This window comes from Paenibacillus sp. 2RAB27, from assembly GCF_052115445.1.
Classification (GTDB): Bacteria; Bacillota; Bacilli; order Paenibacillales; family NBRC-103111; genus Paenibacillus_E.
In genome coordinates, this window is record NZ_JBFRGR010000028.1 from 18561 (window position 1) to 39496 (window position 20936).

General features: G+C 46.0%; 15 protein-coding genes and 1 other RNA gene. All 16 read left to right on the plus strand.

From position 1 onward, the window contains the following. The first annotated feature begins 227 nt into the window (after positions 1 to 227). The 16 genes from AB4114_RS27280 (at position 228) to AB4114_RS27355 (ending at position 20810) form a co-directional block, all read left to right on the plus strand. Positions 228 to 1250, plus strand: coding sequence for a sugar-binding transcriptional regulator (locus tag AB4114_RS27280; protein ID WP_171629332.1), 1023 nt, complete (start codon positions 228 to 230; stop codon positions 1248 to 1250). A gap of 82 nt (positions 1251 to 1332) precedes the next feature. Continuing rightward, positions 1333 to 2340 (plus strand): type I glyceraldehyde-3-phosphate dehydrogenase, encoded by a 1008-nt coding sequence (gap, locus tag AB4114_RS27285; RefSeq protein ID WP_065851307.1) that lies wholly within the window; start codon positions 1333 to 1335, stop codon positions 2338 to 2340. Between the two features lie 165 nt (positions 2341 to 2505). Then, on the plus strand, positions 2506 to 3687 hold the full coding sequence (locus AB4114_RS27290) for a phosphoglycerate kinase (RefSeq protein ID WP_441991286.1): 1182 nt from the start codon (positions 2506 to 2508) through the stop codon (positions 3685 to 3687). A 76-nt stretch (positions 3688 to 3763) separates the two neighbouring features. Next, positions 3764 to 4516: a triose-phosphate isomerase gene (tpiA, locus tag AB4114_RS27295; RefSeq protein WP_441991287.1), complete on the plus strand. Its 753-nt coding sequence runs from the start codon at positions 3764 to 3766 to the stop codon at positions 4514 to 4516. Position 4517: 1 nt separating this feature from the next. Beyond that, entirely contained in the window at positions 4518 to 6056 is a 1539-nt protein-coding gene (gpmI, locus tag AB4114_RS27300; RefSeq protein ID WP_441991288.1) for a 2,3-bisphosphoglycerate-independent phosphoglycerate mutase, read from the plus strand. 37 nt (positions 6057 to 6093) lie between these two features. Continuing rightward, positions 6094 to 7386, plus strand: coding sequence for a phosphopyruvate hydratase (gene eno, locus AB4114_RS27305; protein WP_056611239.1), 1293 nt, complete (start codon positions 6094 to 6096; stop codon positions 7384 to 7386). Positions 7387 to 7485: 99 nt separating this feature from the next. After that, positions 7486 to 8199 (plus strand): M50 family metallopeptidase, encoded by a 714-nt coding sequence (locus tag AB4114_RS27310; RefSeq protein WP_441991289.1) that lies wholly within the window; start codon positions 7486 to 7488, stop codon positions 8197 to 8199. 105 nt (positions 8200 to 8304) lie between these two features. Further along, positions 8305 to 8541 carry a preprotein translocase subunit SecG gene (secG, locus tag AB4114_RS27315; RefSeq protein WP_056611230.1) on the plus strand — a complete coding sequence of 79 codons (237 nt, stop codon included), beginning with the start codon at positions 8305 to 8307 and terminating at the stop codon, positions 8539 to 8541. Between the two features lie 166 nt (positions 8542 to 8707). Further along, positions 8708 to 9424, plus strand: coding sequence for an alpha/beta hydrolase (locus tag AB4114_RS27320; RefSeq protein ID WP_441991329.1), 717 nt, complete (start codon positions 8708 to 8710; stop codon positions 9422 to 9424). A gap of 28 nt (positions 9425 to 9452) precedes the next feature. Next, positions 9453 to 12452 (plus strand): ribonuclease R, encoded by a 3000-nt coding sequence (gene rnr / locus AB4114_RS27325; RefSeq protein WP_441991290.1) that lies wholly within the window; start codon positions 9453 to 9455, stop codon positions 12450 to 12452. A gap of 97 nt (positions 12453 to 12549) precedes the next feature. After that, entirely contained in the window at positions 12550 to 13032 is a 483-nt protein-coding gene (gene smpB / locus AB4114_RS27330) for an SsrA-binding protein SmpB (RefSeq protein WP_028555549.1), read from the plus strand. 166 nt (positions 13033 to 13198) lie between these two features. Continuing rightward, positions 13199 to 13563: a transfer-messenger RNA gene (gene ssrA / locus AB4114_RS27335) on the plus strand. 550 nt (positions 13564 to 14113) lie between these two features. Then, positions 14114 to 14665, plus strand: a complete 552-nt coding sequence (locus AB4114_RS27340; protein ID WP_441991291.1) for a hypothetical protein — start codon at positions 14114 to 14116, stop codon at positions 14663 to 14665. A 51-nt stretch (positions 14666 to 14716) separates the two neighbouring features. Then, positions 14717 to 16297 (plus strand): caspase family protein, encoded by a 1581-nt coding sequence (locus AB4114_RS27345; protein WP_441991292.1) that lies wholly within the window; start codon positions 14717 to 14719, stop codon positions 16295 to 16297. A gap of 326 nt (positions 16298 to 16623) precedes the next feature. After that, entirely contained in the window at positions 16624 to 17769 is a 1146-nt protein-coding gene (locus AB4114_RS27350; protein ID WP_441991293.1) for a response regulator, read from the plus strand. Next, on the plus strand, positions 17766 to 20810 hold the full coding sequence (locus tag AB4114_RS27355) for an ATP-binding protein (RefSeq protein WP_441991294.1): 3045 nt from the start codon (positions 17766 to 17768) through the stop codon (positions 20808 to 20810). Before AB4114_RS27350 ends, AB4114_RS27355 begins: the two co-directional genes overlap by 4 nt. Positions 20811 to 20936: the final 126 nt, after the last annotated feature.

Below are 20936 nucleotides of genomic sequence, written 5' to 3' on the forward strand. Positions count from 1 at the left end.
CAGCTTTCCATAAAAAGCAAGATGGTAAGCCCTTACAGGCCTATTTGGAGAAAAATGTTTGAACAAATGTTGAATGTTGCGAAGGAAATGGTTATAATAAGAACTGTAAACGAGAAACGAAATACGGAATTGTGCAAGGAACTTTTTTTTCACCCGGGTGGGACATAAAATGTATACCTGGGACAAAAAACGTCCTACATTGGATCGGGAGCGTTGGAAGTCGTCCTATGAGAGAGATTCTAGACATTCAGAAACAGCTCATGCCTGATCTTATGGACATCATGAAGAAACGCTACTCGATTCTGCAACACATCTTGGTCTCCGGTGTTGTCGGACGAAGGACGTTAGCGTCCTCACTCGACATGACGGAGCGCGTACTGCGCGGTGAAGTCGATTTCCTGAAGGAGCTAGGGCTTCTGGAGTCGGACGCAAGCGGCATGAAGATCAGCGAGTCTGGTCGTCAACTGCTGGAAGACATGCAGCCGATCATTAAGATGGCGTTTGGCTTAACAGATCTGGAAGATAGCATTGCCAAAGCTTTTCACATCTCCAATGTGATTATCGTACCTGGGGATTCCGACACTTCCGTATTTACGAAGAAAGAGCTTGGACGCGCTGGCGCGGCCGCCTTGCGTAAATATGTCGCCAAAGATGATATCATCGCGGTAACAGGTGGGTCGACCATGGCTCAGATCGCTAATAACCTAGCTATCTCGTCTTCGATGAAAGGTAGTTGGTTCGTTCCTGCACGTGGAGGACTTGGTGAAAGTGTGGATATGCAAGCGAACACGATTGCTTCCATCATGGCCAAGAAAACTGGCGGGAAATACAGGTTGCTGCATGTGCCAGATCATCTTGGGGAAGAAGCGTATCAATCGCTGATTCAAGATCCACAGATTCAGGAAGTTGTAAACGCGGTGCGCAGTTGTCGCATTGTTGTACATGGTATCGGAGATGCTATGGTCATGGCACGCAGACGTAAAGTAGATAATGATACTACGAGCAGTCTGAGAGCTGATGGTGCACTTGCTGAGGCGCTTGGTTATTATTTTGACCGCCAAGGAAATGTGGTTCATAAGATGCCGACAGTCGGACTTCGACTGGAAGATCTGCAGCGTGTTGAGGTTGTGATTGGTGTTGCTGGCGGGAAGAGCAAGGGGGAAGCGATCGCTTCTGTACTACGACATGGGCAAGAAGATGTACTTGTTACAGATGAAGCAGCTGCCTTAGAAATCATGAAGCATGTATAGCTGAAAGTTGCCATCATAACGTAAGCCATTCATGGCTGCGTTTTGAAATATAATATTTATGTAATCTTAGGAGGAAATGACGATGACAACAAAAGTAGGTATTAACGGTTTCGGACGTATTGGTCGTAACGTATTCCGCGCAGCATTGAACAACCCAGATGTACAAATCGTAGCAGTTAACGATTTGACAGACGTTAAAACATTGGCTCACTTGCTTAAATATGACACTACTCACGGTAAACTAGACGCTACAGTTGAAGCTGGCGAAGGCGAATTGATCGTTAACGGTCGTTCCATCAAAGTTTTTGCTGAGCGTAACCCTGGGGATCTGCCATGGGCTTCTGTAGGCGCTGAAATCGTAATCGAATCCACTGGTATTTTCACAGCGAAAGAAAAAGCAGAACTTCACTTGAAAGGTGGAGCTAAGAAAGTTATCATTTCCGCTCCAGCTTCTGACGAAGATATCACAATCGTACTTGGTGTTAACGAAGACAAATACGATCCAGCTGCACACACAATCATCTCCAACGCTTCTTGTACAACAAACTGTCTAGCTCCTTTCGCGAAAGTTATCAACGATAGCTTCGGAATCGTAAAAGGTATGATGACAACTGTTCACTCGTACACAAATGACCAATCCGTTCTAGACGTTCCACATAAAGACCTTCGTCGTGCTCGTGCAGCAGCTGAGAACATCATTCCTTCCAGCACTGGCGCAGCAAAAGCAATCGGTCTAGTACTTCCTGAGCTTAAAGGCAAATTGAACGGTATGGCAATGCGTGTTCCTACACCTAACGTATCCGTAACTGATTTGGTTGTTGAGCTTAAAGTTAACGTAACTGTTGACGAAGTAAACGCAGCTTTGAAAGCAGCTTCCGAAGGCCCTCTTAAAGGCATTCTTAACTACACAGAAGATGCACTTGTATCCAGCGACTTCAATGGTGACCCAGCTTCCTCGACAATCGATGCATTGTCCACAATGGTAGTTGGCGACAACATGTTGAAAGTTGTTTCCTGGTACGATAACGAGTGGGGTTACTCCAACCGCGTTGTTGACTTGGTAGCTTTCATCGCGAAAAAAGGTCTGTAATTTCATAATTCATCAACTGGAAAACCACATGAAGGGGAGAAGAGATTCTCCTCTTTATGTGCGATTTACACATGGAAAAAGATAGAACCGGTAGATAACCATACATGCCAGAGCTAATGCTTACGAAGTCAGTTTTCTGACGAAAACTTTTAGGAGGCCTTTACGATGAATAAGAAAAGTGTTCGCGATGTTGAAGTAGCTGGTAAAAGAGTATTTGTTCGCGTTGATTTCAACGTGCCTGTAGAAAACGGACAAATCACTGACGATACACGTATCAGAGAAACGCTTCCTACGATTAAATTCTTAGTTGAGCAAGGCGCTAAAGTAATTCTTGCTGCGCATTTTGGTCGTCCAAACGGTCAAGTGGTTGAAGAGCTTCGTTTAACACCAGTTGCTGCGAAATTGGCTGAGCTTCTGGGGCAAAACGTGATCAAAGCGGATCAATCCGTTGGTGAAATCGTGAAAGCACAAGTTGATGCGCTTGAAAATGGCGACGTTCTTTTGCTTGAAAACGTTCGTTTCAACGAAGGTGAAGAGAAGAATGATCCTGAATTGGCAAAAGCTTTTGCTGATCTAGCTGATCTATTCGTGAATGATGCTTTCGGTGCTGCTCACCGTGCACATGCTTCGACTTCAGGCATTGCTGCTTATATCCCAGCTGTTTCCGGTCTTTTGATGGAGAAAGAGCTTGATGTTCTTGGTAAAGCATTGAACAACCCAGAGCGTCCTTTCACAGCGATCGTTGGTGGATCCAAAGTAAAAGACAAAATTGCAGTCATTGAGAACCTTCTGAACATTGCAGACAACGTCTTGATTGGCGGCGGTCTTTCCTATACATTCTTGAAAGCACAAGGCTATGAAATCGGTAAATCACTTCTGGACAATTCGAAGCTTGATTTAGCGCTTAGCTTTATTGCGAAAGCCAAAGAAAAAGGCGTTAACTTCTTGCTTCCAGTGGATATCGTTGTTGCTGATAAATTTGGCGCAGATGCGAACACGCAAATCGTTGGCATTGACAGCATTCCTGCAGATTGGGAAGGCATTGACATCGGACCGAAAACACGTGAAATGTATGCAGACGTTATCGCAAAATCCAAACTTGTTGTTTGGAACGGACCGATGGGCGTATTCGAAATTGAGCCTTTCTCCCACGGTACACGTGCAGTAGCACAAGCATGTGCAGACACGGAAGGTTACACAGTTATCGGTGGTGGCGATTCCGCTGCTGCAACTGAGAAATTCCACTTGGCTGAGCAAATGAACCACATGTCCACAGGCGGCGGCGCTTCCTTGGAATTCATGGAAGGTAAAGCATTGCCAGGTGTAGTAGCACTTAACGACAAATAAGAAATTATTTTTCATACACAAGCGTATGCTTTCGACGTCAGTTATTCTGACGAATAACTTTAAGGAGCCTTAACTCATGAGTAGAACACCGATTATCGCGGGTAACTGGAAAATGTTCAAAACCGTTTCCGAAGCAATCAGCTTCGTGAACGAAGTAAAAGGCAGCACAGTAGAAGGCGTGGAGAGCGTTATTTGCTCCCCTTTCACAAACCTTCCTGCGCTTGTTGAAGCTACAAAAGGTACTAACGTTCATGTTGGCGCACAAAACCTTCACTTTGAAGATAACGGTGCATTCACTGGTGAAATCAGCGGCGTAATGCTGAAAGACCTTGGCGTTGAGTATGTCATCATCGGTCACTCCGAGCGTAGAGCTTACTTCGCTGAGTCTGACGAAATCGTGAACAAGAAAGTCGTTGCGGCTTTCAAACACGGCTTGAAACCAATTCTTTGTGTAGGCGAGAAGTTGGAAGAGCGTGAAGCGGGTCAAACGAAAGACGTTTGTAAAGTACAAACAGAAGCAGCTTTCGCTGGTCTGAGTGCAGAGCAAGCAGCACAAGTCGTTATCGCTTATGAGCCAATTTGGGCGATCGGTACAGGTAAATCTTCCACTGCGGAAGATGCACAAGACGTAATTGGCTATATCCGTACTTTGGTTAGCGGTCTTTATGGCCCAGCAGTTGCAGATGCAGTTCGCATCCAATATGGCGGCAGCGTGAAGCCGAACAACATCGCTGAGTATATGGCACAGCCTGACATTGACGGCGCACTTGTAGGCGGAGCGAGCCTTGAGTCCACTTCCTACATCCAACTCGTCCAGGGGGCGAAGTAACATGTCCAGACCGAAACCGGTAGCACTCATCATTCTCGATGGCTTCGGACTCCGCTCGGAAGAGCAGGGGAATGCGGTTGCTCATGCCAAAAAGCCTAACTATGACCGTTACTGGTCTACGTTCCCTCATACAACCCTCACGGCTTGTGGTGAGGCTGTAGGTTTGCCAGAAGGCCAGATGGGAAATTCTGAAGTAGGACACCTGAACATCGGCGCTGGCCGTGTGGTTTATCAGGATCTGACGCGGATTTCGAAATCGATTCGTGATGGTGAATTTTACGATAATGAAACGATTGTCGGCGCACTTCGTCATGCCAAAGAGAACGGCAAGAAGCTGCACCTGTACGGTTTACTTTCTGATGGCGGCGTACACAGTCACATTCAACATTTGTTTGCTCTATTGGAATTAGCGAAAAAAGAAGAGTTCAATGACGTTTACATCCACGCATTCCTGGACGGCCGCGACGTGGCTCCAGACTCTGCGAAGGGGTATATGGCGAGTCTTTTGAGCAAAATCGAAGAAGTCGGCGTAGGCAAAATTGCGACTGTACAAGGCCGCTATTATGCGATGGACCGCGACAAACGCTGGGAGCGTACGGAGAAATCCTACCGCGCCATGGTGTATGGCGATGGCCCAACCTACACGGATCCGATGAAAGCGATCGAGGAGTCTTACGAGAAATCCGTCTATGACGAGTTCGTTATGCCAACGGTTATCGTTGGTGATGATGGTCAGCCGGTAGGACTTGTAGAGTCAGGCGATGCCGTGATCTTCTTTAACTTCCGTCCTGACCGCGCGATTCAGCTTTCGCAGGTCTTTACGAATGAAGACTTCCGCGGCTTTGATCGTGGTCCTAAAGTCGCTAAAAACCTCTACTACGTCTGTCTTACGCTGTTCAGCGAGTCTGTAGACGGTTTCGTAGCGTACAAACCGAAAAATCTCGATAACACGCTTGGTGAGGTGTTGGCTCAGAACGGTTTGAAACAGCTTCGCGCAGCAGAAACTGAAAAGTATCCGCACGTGACGTTCTTCTTCAGCGGTGGTCGTGATGCTGAATTGCCAGGCGAGACTCGCTTGTTGATTCCTTCACCGAAGGTTGCTACCTATGACTTGCAACCGGAAATGAGCGCTTATGAATTGGCAGACGCAGTGGTTAAAGAAGTAGAAGCGGAGCGTCATGATGTGATCATCTTGAACTTTGCCAACCCTGACATGGTAGGTCACTCTGGATTGCTGGAGCCAACGGTCAAAGCAATTGAAGCGACAGACGAGTGTCTTGGTAAAGTAGTCGAAGCTATTCTAGCTAAAGGCGGCGTAGTCTGCATCACAGCGGATCACGGAAATGCCGATGTCGTTACGAATGCAGACGGCTCACGCAACACAGCACATACAACGAATCCGGTGCCTTTTATTGTGACAGACAAATCTGTTACACTAAGAGATGGCGGAATTCTGGCAGATATTGCACCAACGATGCTAGACTTCTTAGAAGTAAAGCTTCCGGAAGAAATGACCGGCACAACAATTGTAAACAAGTAAAACTAAACTTATTTTATTGAAGGAGTGTTTTATCACAATGACAATTATTTCTGATGTTTACGCACGCGAAGTATTGGATTCCCGCGGTAACCCAACGGTTGAAGTAGAAGTATACCTAGAGTCCGGCGCTTTCGGCCGTGCTATCGTCCCTTCAGGCGCTTCCACAGGCGCATACGAGGCTGTTGAGCTTCGTGATGGTGACAAAGGTCGTTACCTTGGTAAAGGCGTTCTGAAAGCTGTTGAGAACGTAAATGAAATCATCGCTCCTGAAATCATCGGTCTAGACGCTCTTGATCAAGTTGGCATCGACAACAAAATGATCGAGCTTGACGGTACTCCTAACAAAGCTAAATTGGGAGCTAACGCAATTCTAGCTGTTTCCATGGCTGTTGCTCGCGCAGCTGCTGACGCTTTGGACGTGCCATTGTACGTTTACCTTGGTGGATTCAATGCCAAAACACTTCCAGTTCCAATGATGAACATCATCAACGGTGGGGCACATGCTGACAACAACGTTGACGTTCAAGAGTTCATGGTTCTGCCAGTTGGCGCTCCAACTTTCAAAGAAGCTCTTCGCATTGGCGCTGAGATTTTCCATAGCTTGAAATCCGTATTGAAAGAAAAAGGCCTTAACACAGCAGTTGGCGACGAAGGCGGATTCGCTCCTAACTTCAAATCCAACGAAGAAGCCATCACGACAATCCTTACAGCTATCGAAAACGCTGGTTACAAACCAGGTGTTGACGTATTCTTGGGTATGGACGTTGCTTCCACGGAGTTCTTCAAAGATGGTAAATACCACCTTGAAGGCGAAGGCAAATCCTTCACATCCGCTGAGTGGGTTGACTTCTTGGCTGCATGGGTTGATAAATACCCAATCATCACTGTTGAAGATGGTTGCTCCGAAGACGATTGGGAAGGTTGGAAATTGCTTACTGAGAAATTGGGTAACAAAATTCAACTCGTTGGTGACGATCTGTTCGTTACGAACACTGAGCGTCTTTCCAGAGGGATCGAAGAAAACATCGGTAACTCCATCTTGGTTAAAGTTAACCAAATTGGTACGCTTACTGAGACTTTTGATGCGATCGAAATGGCAAAACGCGCTGGTTACACAGCTGTTATCTCCCACCGTTCCGGTGAGAGCGAAGACAGCACAATCGCTGACATCGCGGTTGCTACAAACGCTGGTCAAATCAAAACAGGTGCTCCGTCCCGTACGGACCGCGTAGCGAAATACAACCAACTTCTTCGTATCGAAGACGAGTTGTTCACTGTTGCTCAATACGCTGGTAAAAAAGCATTCTACAACTTGAGAAACTTCAAGTAATACATCCGTATGTAATGATATGGCGGGCAGGTGGCTTACACCTGCCCGTTTTGGCGTATAATGAGGGTAAAGTCGTCCAATGCAAGGGAGGTTATGCTTTTGAGCAACTGGGTAAAAACGATCCTGTTCCTAATAGGCTCCGCGGTGCTGACGCACTGGATTCCTTCCTCATTTTTTCGGAACCTGGACACGATGGTACATGAGTTCGGGCATGCAGTTGCGACACTTGCGCTGTCCGGCAAGGTCATGTACATCGAGCTGTACAGGGATCACAGCGGCGTCACCTACTCGTCCATGACCAAGTCATGGGCGGTCATCCCAGTCTCGCTGGCGGGATATATGACCGCCTCGCTGTTTGCTTGGTTTTTGTTCTCGGCGTACGCTAGAGGCAAGCAGAAGCTGGGATTGCAAGTGATGACGGCGCTGTCTGCGTTGTCACTGGTGCTGTTCGTACGGAATAGCTTCGGCGTTTCGTTCCTGCTCGGTTTTATTCTTATGACCGTGCTGGCTTTGGCGCTCGCGCCGAAGTGGCTGCGCGATTTTTACTACCTGCTGCTGGCGTTCTTATGCTTGGAGGAGTCGGTGTTCGGCCCGGGCTCGCTGATCGTATATGCGTTGCAAAACAGCCGGAGTGCTGGTGATGCGAGTAATTTGGCCAACCACACAGGGATACCTGCCATTGTTTGGGCGATCGGGTTTACGCTGTTCGCGCTGTGGTGTGCGAAGCAAGCGGTTGGTGCCTTCTTAGGGCGAAGCAAGAGAGCTAGAAATGCAAGTAGTAGGCCTACTGCGATGGGGTCATATCGCGACTAGGTGCTGATGCTTCGTTTAGGCCGTTTTGTTGTGTTCCTGGACGAACTATGTTAAAATACTTATGCTAGTTGTATAAGGCAAAGAATCGGCAATTGGGGTGCTAATATGTTAATCTTTATGAAAATTTTGTTAATCATAGCTTCGGTTGGATTAATTGCGATTGTCCTTTTACAAAAAGGGAAAAGCGCAGGCTTGTCCGGTGCCATTTCCGGTGGCGCTGAGCACTTATTTGGTAAACAAAAAGCTCGTGGTTTGGAACTATTTTTGTCCCGTGCAACAATGGGTCTTGCTGCTGCATTCTTTATTCTTTCTATTGTCGTAGCATACGTAGTGAAAAGCTAACACACATAAAACGATAACAGCAGGGGAACTATACTCCTGCTGTTTTTTCATTTTTGTATAAGTGTTGGTGAAAGGATGAGTCATCATTAAGGAAGAGCGGATTTATAGGTCGACAGAGCCCTTCTACTGGAAAGGGCATGGCGAGAAGCAGGGAACAGGCATTTTGATGATTCATGGCTTCACAGGATCACCTTCGGAATTCAGAAGAATTGGCTATATCTTGCGAGACGAAGGGTACACGATTCAAGCGCTCAGATTGCCAGGGCATGGCACTTCGCCTGAGGATATGAGGCGCACCGGATGGACGGATTGGTATGGGCATGTGCTGGAGAGTTACGATGAGCTAGCCGCTCGCTGCAAGCGAGTTGTGATCATGGGACATTCGATGGGCGGACTCCTTGCTTTGAAATTGGGGGGAGAACGCGCTGCTGCGGGCATTATCTCACTGGCTACACCGTTTTTCTTTACGACAAGGAAATTGGCGCTAGCTGGAGTTATGCAGTATGTATTGCCTTACATAGAGAAAAAACCCAAGAAGATCTCCACATTGTTGGACGAGTCATGTGCATATACCAAAACGCCGATTCGCTGTGTCGTCAGCTTAAGAAAGTTAGTCAAGGAAGTAAAGAAATTGCTACCGCGGGTAGATGCTCCGATCTGGATCGGGCAAGGAAATAAGGATGGAATCGTCCATCCTAACAGCGCAGTGTATCTACGGAATAGCGTCGGGTCACAGGTATCGGAATTGCATTTTTATAAGGAATCCTCCCATGGTTTATTGCTAGATCAAGAGCGGGAGCAGATATATGCGGATATTTCTGCGTTTATCCTTTCGCTGCAAACGGCATACTATGGATTAAGGGACATGAGAACGGCGGACTAGAACAACAACAAGAAGGTGAAGAGTGTATATGATAAAAGAGAACGAGATCGTAAGTTTGATGCAAGAAGAGGCTTATAAGCCTATGTCCTATAAAGAACTTGAGAAACACTTCGGAATTGGCAGTGCGAATGAGTTTAAGGATTTTATAAAAATGCTCAATCAATTAGAAGAAAGCGGCCATATCGTAAGGAGCCCCAATGATCGTTATGGCGTTCCTGAACGGATGAATTTGGTGCGAGGCAAGCTGCAGGCCCATGCGAAGGGTTTTGCATTCTTAATTCCTGAAGACCGTGAACACCCGGACGTATACATTAATGCACACGACCTAAATACAGCGATGAACGGCGATATCGTATTCGTGAAAGTCACATCGCGCAGCCAAGGCGGCGGCCGTCTAGAAGGCGAAGTTGTACGTGTGATTACACGGGCGAACTCGCAGATCGTTGGCGTTTTTCAAAGCCAAGATACGTATGCCTTCGTCATTGCAGATGATAAACGGGTGACAAGAGATATTTTCATCCCGCAGCATGCTTTTATGGGAGCAGTCTCTGGACAAAAGGTCGTCGTGAAAATTGTGAATTATCCAGAAGGCCGTTCCGCGGCTGAGGGTGAAGTGATTGAGATTCTGGGTCATAAGGATGATCCAGGTGTCGATATTTTGGCGATCATACGCAAACATCAATTGCCGGAGGCGTTCCAACCAGAAGTTTTGGCGGAAGCAGAAGCGGCGCCAGATTCGATTACAGAAGAAGAAATCATCGGGCAAGGTCGTCGTGATCTTCGTGCGAAAACCATTGTAACGATTGATGGTGAAGATGCCAAGGATTTGGATGATGCTGTGAATGTGGAGCTTTTGGACAATGGGAACGTTCGACTTGGCGTGCATATTGCCGATGTGAGTTACTATGTGCGAGAAGGTACGGCACTTGATATTGAAGCTTACAATCGCGGATGCTCCGTGTATTTGACCGATCGTGTGATTCCGATGCTGCCTCACCGTTTATCGAACGGGATTTGTTCGTTGAACCCGCAAGTAGACCGGTTGACCATGTCGTGTGAAATGGAATTTGACGCGGATTTGAAGGTCGTTAATCATGAGATTTTCACCAGTGTCATCAAAACAAAAGAACGAATGACCTATACGAATGTACGCAAGCTGCTGACAGGTGAGGCAGAGCCAGAAATCGTGGAGAAATATGCGTATTTAATGGAAGACTTCAAACGGATGGAAGAACTAGCAGCTAGATTGCGTTCCAGACGGATGAAGCGCGGTGCGATTGATTTCGACTTTGAAGAGTCTAAGATCCTCGTAGATGCGGATGGTAAGCCAACTGATATTGTCAAAAGAGAGCGCTCTGTCGCTGAAATGATGATCGAGGAGTTCATGCTAGCCGCCAATGAGACGGTTGCTGAGCATTTCTCATGGTTGAAAGTGCCGTTCTTGTATCGCGTGCATGAGGATCCGGATTCCGAGAAATTGATGAACTTCATGGAGTTCGTTACAACCTTTGGCTATGCGATGCGTGGCGGTAAAGGTGGGGCAATTCATGCGCGTTCCTTGCAGGCTTTGTTAGAAGATATTAAGGGAACACCGGAAGAAACCGTGATTAGTAAAGTGATGCTGCGCTCAATGAAGCAGGCTAAGTATGATGCACAGAGTTTGGGCCATTTTGGCCTAGCTGCGGAGTTTTATTCCCATTTCACCTCACCGATTCGTCGTTATCCGGATTTGGTTATCCATCGGGTTATTCGTGAAGTGTTGGAGAATGGTGGCACCCTTCCAGATAAACGACATGATTATTTAGCTTCGCGTATGAACGATATTGCCCAGCAGTCCTCCGAGCGTGAGCGTGTTGCTGTTGATGCAGAACGTGATACAGAAGCTTTGAAGAAAGCACAGTACATGCTGGATAAAGTTGGTGAGGAGTTCGAGGGTATTATCTCGAGCGTGACGGGCTTCGGTATGTTCATTGAGTTAGACAACACAGTTGAAGGCTTAATTCGATTGAGTGATTTGACGGATGATTACTACAATCATCATGAGAAGCAACATGCTCTAATTGGTGAGCGTACCTCCAAAATTTATCGACTTGGCGACAGCATTAAGGTGCGCGTTGCGCGCGTGAGTATGGAAGATCATACGATTGATTTTGAATTGTTGGATATGAAGCCTCGCAAAGAGGGGGCATTTAACCGCGGCGGCGGTGGTGGAGGCAAGTTCAAAGGTGCAGGCGGGTTTAAAGGTTTCCGTGGTAAGTCGGATAACGGCAGATCTGGTCGGCCAGAAAAGGGCAAGGGTGGAACGAACGGTAGACCTGAGAAGGGCAAAGGCGGGTACAAAGGTAAAGGTGGCTTTGCGAAGGCGCAACCTGTGGTTGGGCAAGGTGGGACTGCGAACCAAACAACCGGGAATCCAGGGACACGTGGAGACTCAGGGACAGGTCAAGGGAAGAAGCGTGGGCGTGGCGATAATGGTGCTGCTCGTCGGATCGAGATGGCTGCTCCCGGGGCTGCCGAAGGCGCTGTTGGTACAGAGGGCGCGGCAGGAACAGAGAGAGGTCGTAGAAGATCTAGGGGTAAGGGCGGCCAGGGGCAGGGCCAAAAAAGAGCTGAGGGCTTTGCTGGAAGTGGAGATGGCAAAGCAGAGAACATTGCTGGTATTGGAACTGGTGAAGGTCAAGGTGGAGCCTTCCAAGGTAATTCAGCAGGTCAAGGGAAATCACGCCGCGGCAAGGGTGGTAGTAAGCCTTGGAGCGACAAGCGCGAAAAAGGCGGAAAGATTGGCGAAGGCGGCAGCTTGCGCCAACGATTGCAGTCAGTCGGCGCAGGGCGGACTGATAGCGGGGTTGGCCAAGGCGGCGAGCGTGGCCGTGGGGTTTCGCTTGGGGGCGAAGCCCAAGCGGGCGGTGGCGGTAGCGCTGCATCGGAGCGCAGCGGCATGGATTGGGCGAGCGGCGTGAACGCGCTCGCCAAGGGCGGTCGTCGCCGGAGCGACGACGGCGATGGTAGCAAGAAGCGGCGGAGATAGTCGCCGCTTCTTGCTTTTCGGGCTTGATCTTGCTACAATAGGTTGCACATTGTAGCAAGATTTACCTGCATTTTAGCGTGCGGGAGGAGGATCTCACGTGGCAACTAAAAAGGCTGATGGCAAACTACTCGCTCAGAATAAAAAGGCTTCACACGATTATTTCATTGAAGATACGTATGAATGCGGTCTTGTCCTGACTGGCACGGAGATCAAATCCTTACGGGCAGGTAAAGCCAACATTGGCGACAGCTTTTCGACGATTCGGAATGGCGAAGCATTTGTACATAATATGCACATTAGCCCTTTCGAACAAGGGAACCGCAGCAATCCGGAAGATCCTACACGGACGCGGAAGCTATTGTTGAAGAAAGTACAAATCGCCAAAATACTAGGCCAGGCTAAGCAAGAAGGCTATACGGTCGTTCCATTGAAAGTGTACATCCGGAATGGCTACGCGAAGCTTCTTATTGGCATTGGTAAAGGGAAGAAACAATACGACAAGCGTGAGTCTGCTGCCAAGAAAGATGCACAGCGCGATATTCAACGCGCATTGCGTGAGAAGCAGAAGATTGCCAGATAGCTTGGGTGTATTGGAAGGTAACACCTTGTCTTCCATGAACCTAGTGTTCATATTTCATCAGCTTAATGGTATACTAGTAAATGTAACGAAGAGATTTCAAGTGTAACTTGGCTCTACAGCTTGTCCTTTTAACCTTCACCGTCTCTGACGGTTACGAAGGCAATCCGGGGGTGTTCTTGGATTCGACGGGGATAGTTTGAGCGCGGGTTGCGGGTAGTGGGGCCGCGTCCACTATAAAACGCTAAAGCCTATTAAATGGCAAAACACAAAACAACTACGCTTTAGCAGCTTAATAACCTGTTAGCGTGCTTCTACTCAGCATCGCCCATGTGACTGGGATAGGGGCTCAACTATAGTGGGATACGACGTTTGGTCTCCGCCTGGGGTCGGACGTAGGAAGACAATCAGGCTGACCCAACGCATAGCCGGTTACGGGGCGATGCTCGGGTGACATCAAAACTGTGACTACACCCGTAGATGCCTGTGTGGCAATATTTTCGGACAGGGGTTCGACTCCCCTCACCTCCATACAAAGAAGAACGCACCCATTGAGGGTGCTTTTTCTTTTGTATGGGTGATTAGGAGTTGAACCCCTCGAGGGTTCGCCCGCACGGACTGGAGCGTGAGCGGAGGGAGCACGGCATTGAAATGTACCACTAGGGTAGTCATCGGTGAGCAGATGGACATTTCAATACTCCCATTACTTCCACATGCAAAATCCACAACCGAATGAGGTTGTGGATTTTTGCTATTGAGAAGCTGGATGTACTACAAAAGTAAATGTAATCAATATATTCGAAAGTAATATATACAAAATATAGAAACTAAATAATTGTTCGGGATGAGCAACTGGAATTTCCACCCCACAAGAAATTGCATCCACAAAACGAAATAAGCCAGAATCCGAATAAATTCAGACTGGCTCATTTTAGTTTACAAGACGTTTAATCTGGTCTCAAAGAACTCTTCTATCTCTTTAATAATTTTTTGAGATTCAGTGATTTTTTTAAAGGTTAATTTATTGACTATTCTAATTAACTAAGTTATCTTAGTTGTATATTGAATGATTGGAGAAACCATAGTGAAAAAACCAGCTTCTGAGATTATTCGTAAAGCTGCATTGAAAATACTGGTAAAATTTCCAAAAGGGCTAAGCTTGGCTGATTTAAAATTTAAAACAGAGGAAGAATTAAAAGCATCAATTCCACCAGATGGTCAAGGGCACGGGAAATATAGATCATCGTTATGGGATCTAGAAAAGCGATATCCTGAATTTATTATTAAAGATAATAGTGGAAGGGCTGCGAAATTTGTACCTACCGACAAACTACAAGAGGAAGCAGTCAACATTAAAGTACCTGTATATGCTCCTACAGCAAGGGAGGTTTTTGAAGAAGAGAAGCGGGCAAGTAGAAGTACTCCATATATGGATTACTTAGCATTTAAATCCAAGGTAATGGAGGTAATAGATCTCGTGGAGCGGTTAGAGCTTGGTCATTTTAATATTAGAGCTATTGGAGGCACAAATGACCTAGAGGAAATAAAAAACATTACAAAAGCAATGATTTACCTTGAGGGCCTTAGTAATTTGAAGTACACTATGCAGCATGTTCATAAGGATAAATGGTATTAAAATAATCGTGATTCGAAAACGATTATTTTTATAAGGAGATTATAACAGTATATGAGATATGCAGTTGTCATAGGTGTTGAAGCATATAAACATAGCAATATTAATTCCGTTGCATTTGCTACAAATGATGCGATTTCTTTTCAACAAGCAATGCAGCAGAATGGATGCGAAGAAAAAAATATTCATTTATTGGTCAATGAACAAGCCACAACTTCCTTTATAATGTCGACACTACAACGATTAGTTTATGAAGTAGAAGAGAATGATGAATTGATTTTCTTTTTTGCAGGCCATGGTGAAATTTGCTCCGGGCAACAATTTCTGATTACTTATGATACTGCATATTCAAATATTACAAATACGGCTTTAGCACTTGATGAATTATTCGTTCAAATTCGAAACTTCAAAAGAGTAACAATATTTCTAGATAGTTGCCACAGCGGAATGCCAATAAGTTCACTTCAGCGAGGTAAGGAAACTGTAAAACGTGATCCATTCGAATTATTAAAAGATTTAGAATATCAAGTTGCTTTTGCTTCTTGTAAAAATGGAGAGAAGTCATACGGAAGCGATATTTTATCACATGGGACATGGACTTATCATGTTGTACAAGCTCTTACAGGGAATGCTCCTTCTACAATATACAGGGCTAATGGCGAACTAACTTCATCCTCTCTGCAAGAATATTTATATGAAAATGTACCTTATTTTGTAAAAAAAGAACACGGTGAAGATAAATCTCAAACACCTTGGTTTTTCGGTGGTTTAACTAGAGAGTTCTTGGTAAGACAGTCAGCTGAGGCCTTAACCAAAGCTTCGCAATCTAAAGTAAAGAAAAAAGTAGCTAAACACACAAATACCAGTAAAGTCAAGGTACCTACACTATCAGAATCAATGACAGTAGCACCAGTTGTATTCAAAGATGATGCAAATATAAACTTAAATATACAATATTTTTATAGTTTGAAGAGAGGTTTTGTTAAAAATTTATCCGGATATAGAGGGGGACGAGGAGGACATAATGAACCTACTACTCACAGTAAATCATCTAAAGATTTTTTGGTTAGAATAGCTAAAAATGATATTGAAGAAGAAATCCAGGATTATTTAAAGCAGATACAAGAAGTGGATATCTATAGAGCCTCTCAAATTTCTGTTGAGCTAACAACTGAATGGGGAAATATTGATTGTAATGAAGATTTTTATATACAAGTACTTGTGGAACAAGATGAAATTAATCCCAAAAAATATATCATGAAAAATGAGCTTGTTATCCATTATGGTAAGATCAAAGAATTCCGGGAGGTCTTAACGAGTTTGTCATTTAGTATTTTTGATAGAGTTGTTTATGCAGTCCCATATAAAAATAATATACGTGAAACACTTCTTTTTTTAGAACAAGAGGCAGCAGTAAATGACAATGTAATTTACTATTATACTCCTGGTAGTAATAACATTGAAATAACACTGGAAGGATTAGGTGGAAAGCTTATTCTAAGCGAAAGTTCAAATAACATAGAATTCTATTCCAACAAATCTAAACTTAATGATGTATACGGTGAGTTGCAAATTTTCTTAAGTTCAATACAAAACGCCAAAGTAAAATCTCTTGTTACAGGAACTTGGAAATGATGATTTAAAAATTGGGAATATCTTATAGAAATAACCACGCGATGTTTTCTCGCATACCCAGAGTCAATGGGATACTTTGTCCGGTAGCATAGGTATTGGGTCCCTTTTGTTCAGTTATCAGAGAATTGTGGATTTGCTGATCCTCAGCTCACTTCCGTAAAGACACTCATTCGGGTGTCTTTGTTTTTATGGTGATCGGAGCCTTGAGCAGCTTTTCCCACGAATTCAACCTGTAGCCTCACGAGCAAAAAATAAAGGATTCACCTCACTTTTTGTCGAAATTTCTTATAAGGAAATGCTTGCAATAAGTAAGGAGACCAAGGTCGATGATTCGTGTAATGCTCATTGATGATGAAGAAGATGCGCTGGATTTATTGGAAATTTTGCTTGGACAAATAGGAAATATCCATATAGTAGGAACGTATATGAATCCGATTCAAGCGATTGAAGCGTTAGCTAACTCTCCTGTGGATGCAGTGTTTCTGGATAATCAAATGCCGGGAATGAAGGGCACTGAAGTTGCCAGAAAAATAAGAAGCAGGTTACCTCGCATGCCGATCGTTTTCACCACGGCCTATGCGGAATATGCGGTCGAGGCATTTGAAATTCAATCGACGGATTATCTGCTGAAGCCTTTTACGATAGACAGATTGCAGAATACGGTTGCGCGGATTAAACAATCTTTATCCGAGTCCGTCATTCAGGTGCGCCAGAGCGGAAGCATGGCCCCGACCGTCAACTGCCTAGGAGGCTTCCATATCGGGTTGCCGAGTGACGAGAACAAGGTGCTGACATGGAAAACGAAGAAGGAAAAGGAGCTTTGCGCGTTTCTGATCCATTATGCAGGAAAGTCTGTGAATACCGCTTCGATCATTGAGGCGTTATGGCTAGGGTACGATTTGAACAAGGCGAAAACGTATTTATATACATGTCTGTCCTATTTAAGGAGAAGTTTGGCGGAACATCAGATTCCAATCCATATACGCAAAGCGGATCAAGGATTCGTCGCTGTTGTGGATGGGATCACGGTCGATGTAACCGAATTTGAGCAGTTACTTAGCAACACATGGGCCGAAGCGGAGATGGATGAACGGTCATATGACAAAATGAACCAGATGTACACAGGCGAGTATATGGAAGCTTGCGATTTCAGTTGGGCTACCGCCAAACAGTTGGAGATCAAAGCCACGTATGTTCGTGTGCTGCGTAAATGGTACGGGTATTTTCAAAGTCAGGGTAATCGTACGCTAGCGGTGGACAGTATGCAAAAAATACTGTCACTTGCCCCTGATTCCGAGATCGACGGACGTGAGTTGATCAAGCTGCATCTGAAGATGGGCAATCGAAATGAAGCGTATCGTATCTGTTTGCAATTGGAACAATCGGTGCGCCTTCAATTGGGAGCTGAGCTGGAGGAAGAGACATTGCGGCTGGTCCAACAAATGAAAGACATGATGGAGCAAGCTCGATGAGAAAAAAAGTTGCGGCAGCGCTTATCACTTTAACTCTGTTGATTGCAACCTATGGGCTGTTGTGGGCTTACTTCTCTACTCATATAAATCCAATGCCTGTAGCGGTAAAAGGGGTCATGGACTTATCCGCTTGGAAGTTTGAGGAGGAAGGAGTCGTTCGGCTGGATGGGCAGTGGGAGCTTTATCCAGATCAACTATTCACCAGTCAGCCTTCTCCATCTTCTGCCATTGCAGGGGGATTAACACCTGAGATGATTCAGGTTCCTGGATCATGGTCAAAAAAGATGGGTACGCTTGGCATGGCGACTTATCGATTACAGATTCGGATCGACGATGCAAGCGTGGTGTATGGATTGAAAACAGCGTCTATTCTGATCTCGAATCGGCTCATCGTCAATGGCCAAATCGTTGGAACAAGCGGCAATCCGGCCGAGAGGCAGCAGTACAAAGCGCTTAATAAACCGTATGTCAGCTACTTCACGTTGCAGCCKGGCTGGAATGACATTCTGGTTCAGGTAGCTAATTATGAATTTCGTGTAAGCAGCGGGATCGGTGAATCTCTTCTCTTGGGCAAGGCTGAGCAAATCACCGGGATTCGTGATCGTGCGACAGCTCATGATTGGATCGTATTAACCGCCTTCTTGATCATGGGATTATATTTTATTGGATTATTTTCCCAGCGTAGGGATGATTTATCACTTGTGGTACTTGGCATCGTTTGTGTATGCATTGCTGCATTTACAAGCGTCAGCGGCGAGAGAGTATTATTTGATACGGTCGGCCCGATTCCGTTCTGGCTGTATTTCCGAATCCAGATGGTTTTGACAGTTGGCGTAGGTGTTGGATTTTTCCTTTATGTATATACCGCTTTTCGGCCTTACTGTTATAAATGGCTCACTCGAGGCGGGCTGGCTGTGGGGGGGATACTTGCGGTGCTGCATGTCGGCTTCGCCTCCGAGCTTACAACAGGGCCGTTTCGTCAATTAACGTCGTTTTACGTGACTTTCTCGTTGTTGTATGCAACGTATGTATTCGTTTATACGGCTCTGCACCGAGTAGCGGGAAGCGGGTATTTGGCTGTGGCCGCTATGGCTTTGAATGTGCTGGTGCTGAACCAGAATGTGAACGTGTACTTCGGCGTGCCGATCTATTCGCTTGCGCCGGTTGAACCTTTTCTTGTTCTGCTGATGCTTGCGTTACTGATGTCGCTCCGGTTTTCTAACGCTTTCCGTAAAATCGAAGAGCTGTCCGGGCAATTGCTGCAAGCCGACAAGTTAAAGGATGATTTTCTAGCTCGAACCTCGCATGAATTCAAGACGCCGCTTCACGGTGTGATGAATATTTCTCGGTCCATGCTGGACGATACTGCACATCCGCCAACTGCGGAACAACGGGAAAAGCTTCAGTTGATTACCGACATTACGAGGAAGCTTTCGCAGCTCGTATACGATATTTTAGACTTATCCAAGCTGAAACTAGGTGAACTGAGAATCGTTCCGGCGTCAATCGATGTTCGTTCGGTCGCGGAGGTGCAAGTGCGCTTCTATTCCTATTTGTGCACGGAAAACCATATTCAACTGGTGAACCATGTGCCTGCGCAGTTGCCTTCCGCTTTGGCCGATGAAATACGTCTGAGTCAAGTTATCGGGAATTTGCTGGATAATGCGATCAAGCATACGGCGAACGGAAGGATTGTCATTACCGGCAGAGAGCTTGGAGGCAGACTTGAAATCGCGGTACACGACACAGGAAAAGGTATCGAGCCCCAGGAGATTCCCTTCATTTTTGAACCGTTTAAATCACTCGAGGGAGATCAGCACCGTGGTTTTGGATTAGGGCTGCCGATTGCGAAACAACTAGTTGAACTGCAAGGAGGTACGCTTTCGGCTACTTCCACGCCTGGAGTTGGTTCGACCTTTACATTCACGCTTCCGATCGCCGATGAGCAAAGTGAAGCCATATTGTCTTTGTCCAATTTAAGTCCACAGTTCATACCCAAGGAAGCCGAATATTCCTTCGCTACGCCTTATCATACGAATCAGAGCGGCAAGCATACGGTTCTGATCGTTGACGATCAGTTTGTTAACTTAAAAGTCTTATTGGACGCGCTTCAAGCCCTCGACTATCGCGTGATCGCGGTCAAGAACGGGTATGAGGCGCTGGAGCAGCTCGATCAAACGGGCAGGATCGATCTTGTCATTCTCGATTTGATGATGCCAGGGATGTCAGGCTATGAAGTGTGTCAAGAGATTCGCAAACGATACTCGTTGCTGGAGCTGCCCGTTCTGATGGTGACGGCGGCGATTCAACCCCAGGATAAGGTGGCAGCACTCCAAGCAGGGGCGAATGACTACTTGTCGAAACCGTTCGATCTGGAAGAGCTTAAGGCAAGAATCGGCAGCTTGCTCGCGATGAAGGAATCTCTAGGCCGAGCGATTCATATGGAAGTGGCATTTTTGCAATCACAGATCAAACCTCATTTCTTGTATAACGTACTGAATAGTATTGTGGCATCAAGCTATAAGGATGTGGAACGAGCGAGAAAGATGATTGCCGATCTAGCCGATTATTTGCGAGGAAGCTTTCGGTTTAGCAATGCGGAGGAGCGCATCGGGTTTGCAGAAGAATTCAGTCTGATTCGAACGTATGTAGAAATTGAGCGTGCCCGATTCAAAGATCGTATTCGCTTCGAATATGATATTGCAGAAGCTGCCTATGGTTTGCGTATGCCGCCGCTTTTGATGCAGCCGCTGGTCGAAAATGCGATTCGTCACGGGATCGGTGATCGCATTGAAGGCGGTACGGTAACATTGACAGCGGAAGAGTCGGATGGGAAGTGGCGATTTGTCGTAGCCGACGACGGCGTAGGGATCGCGCCTGAACGTTTGAAGACGCTGCTAGAAAGGCCCGATGCGGACGAGTCGCAGGGGGTAGGCCTACGTAATATTAACAAGCGGTTGAAATATGAATATGGAATTTCACTGGAACTGGAAAGCGAACTAGGACGCGGTACGAAAATCACCATATGCATCCCTGCTTAGTCGGTTTAACTGAACTATGCGGATTCACCTGACAGGTTCTCATCGATTTAAGGATGGGGCCTGTTTTATTTTTGGAGAAATTGTCGGTTTTTAAGGTTTCTTTAAGGTGTCGTCAGATATGCTCTA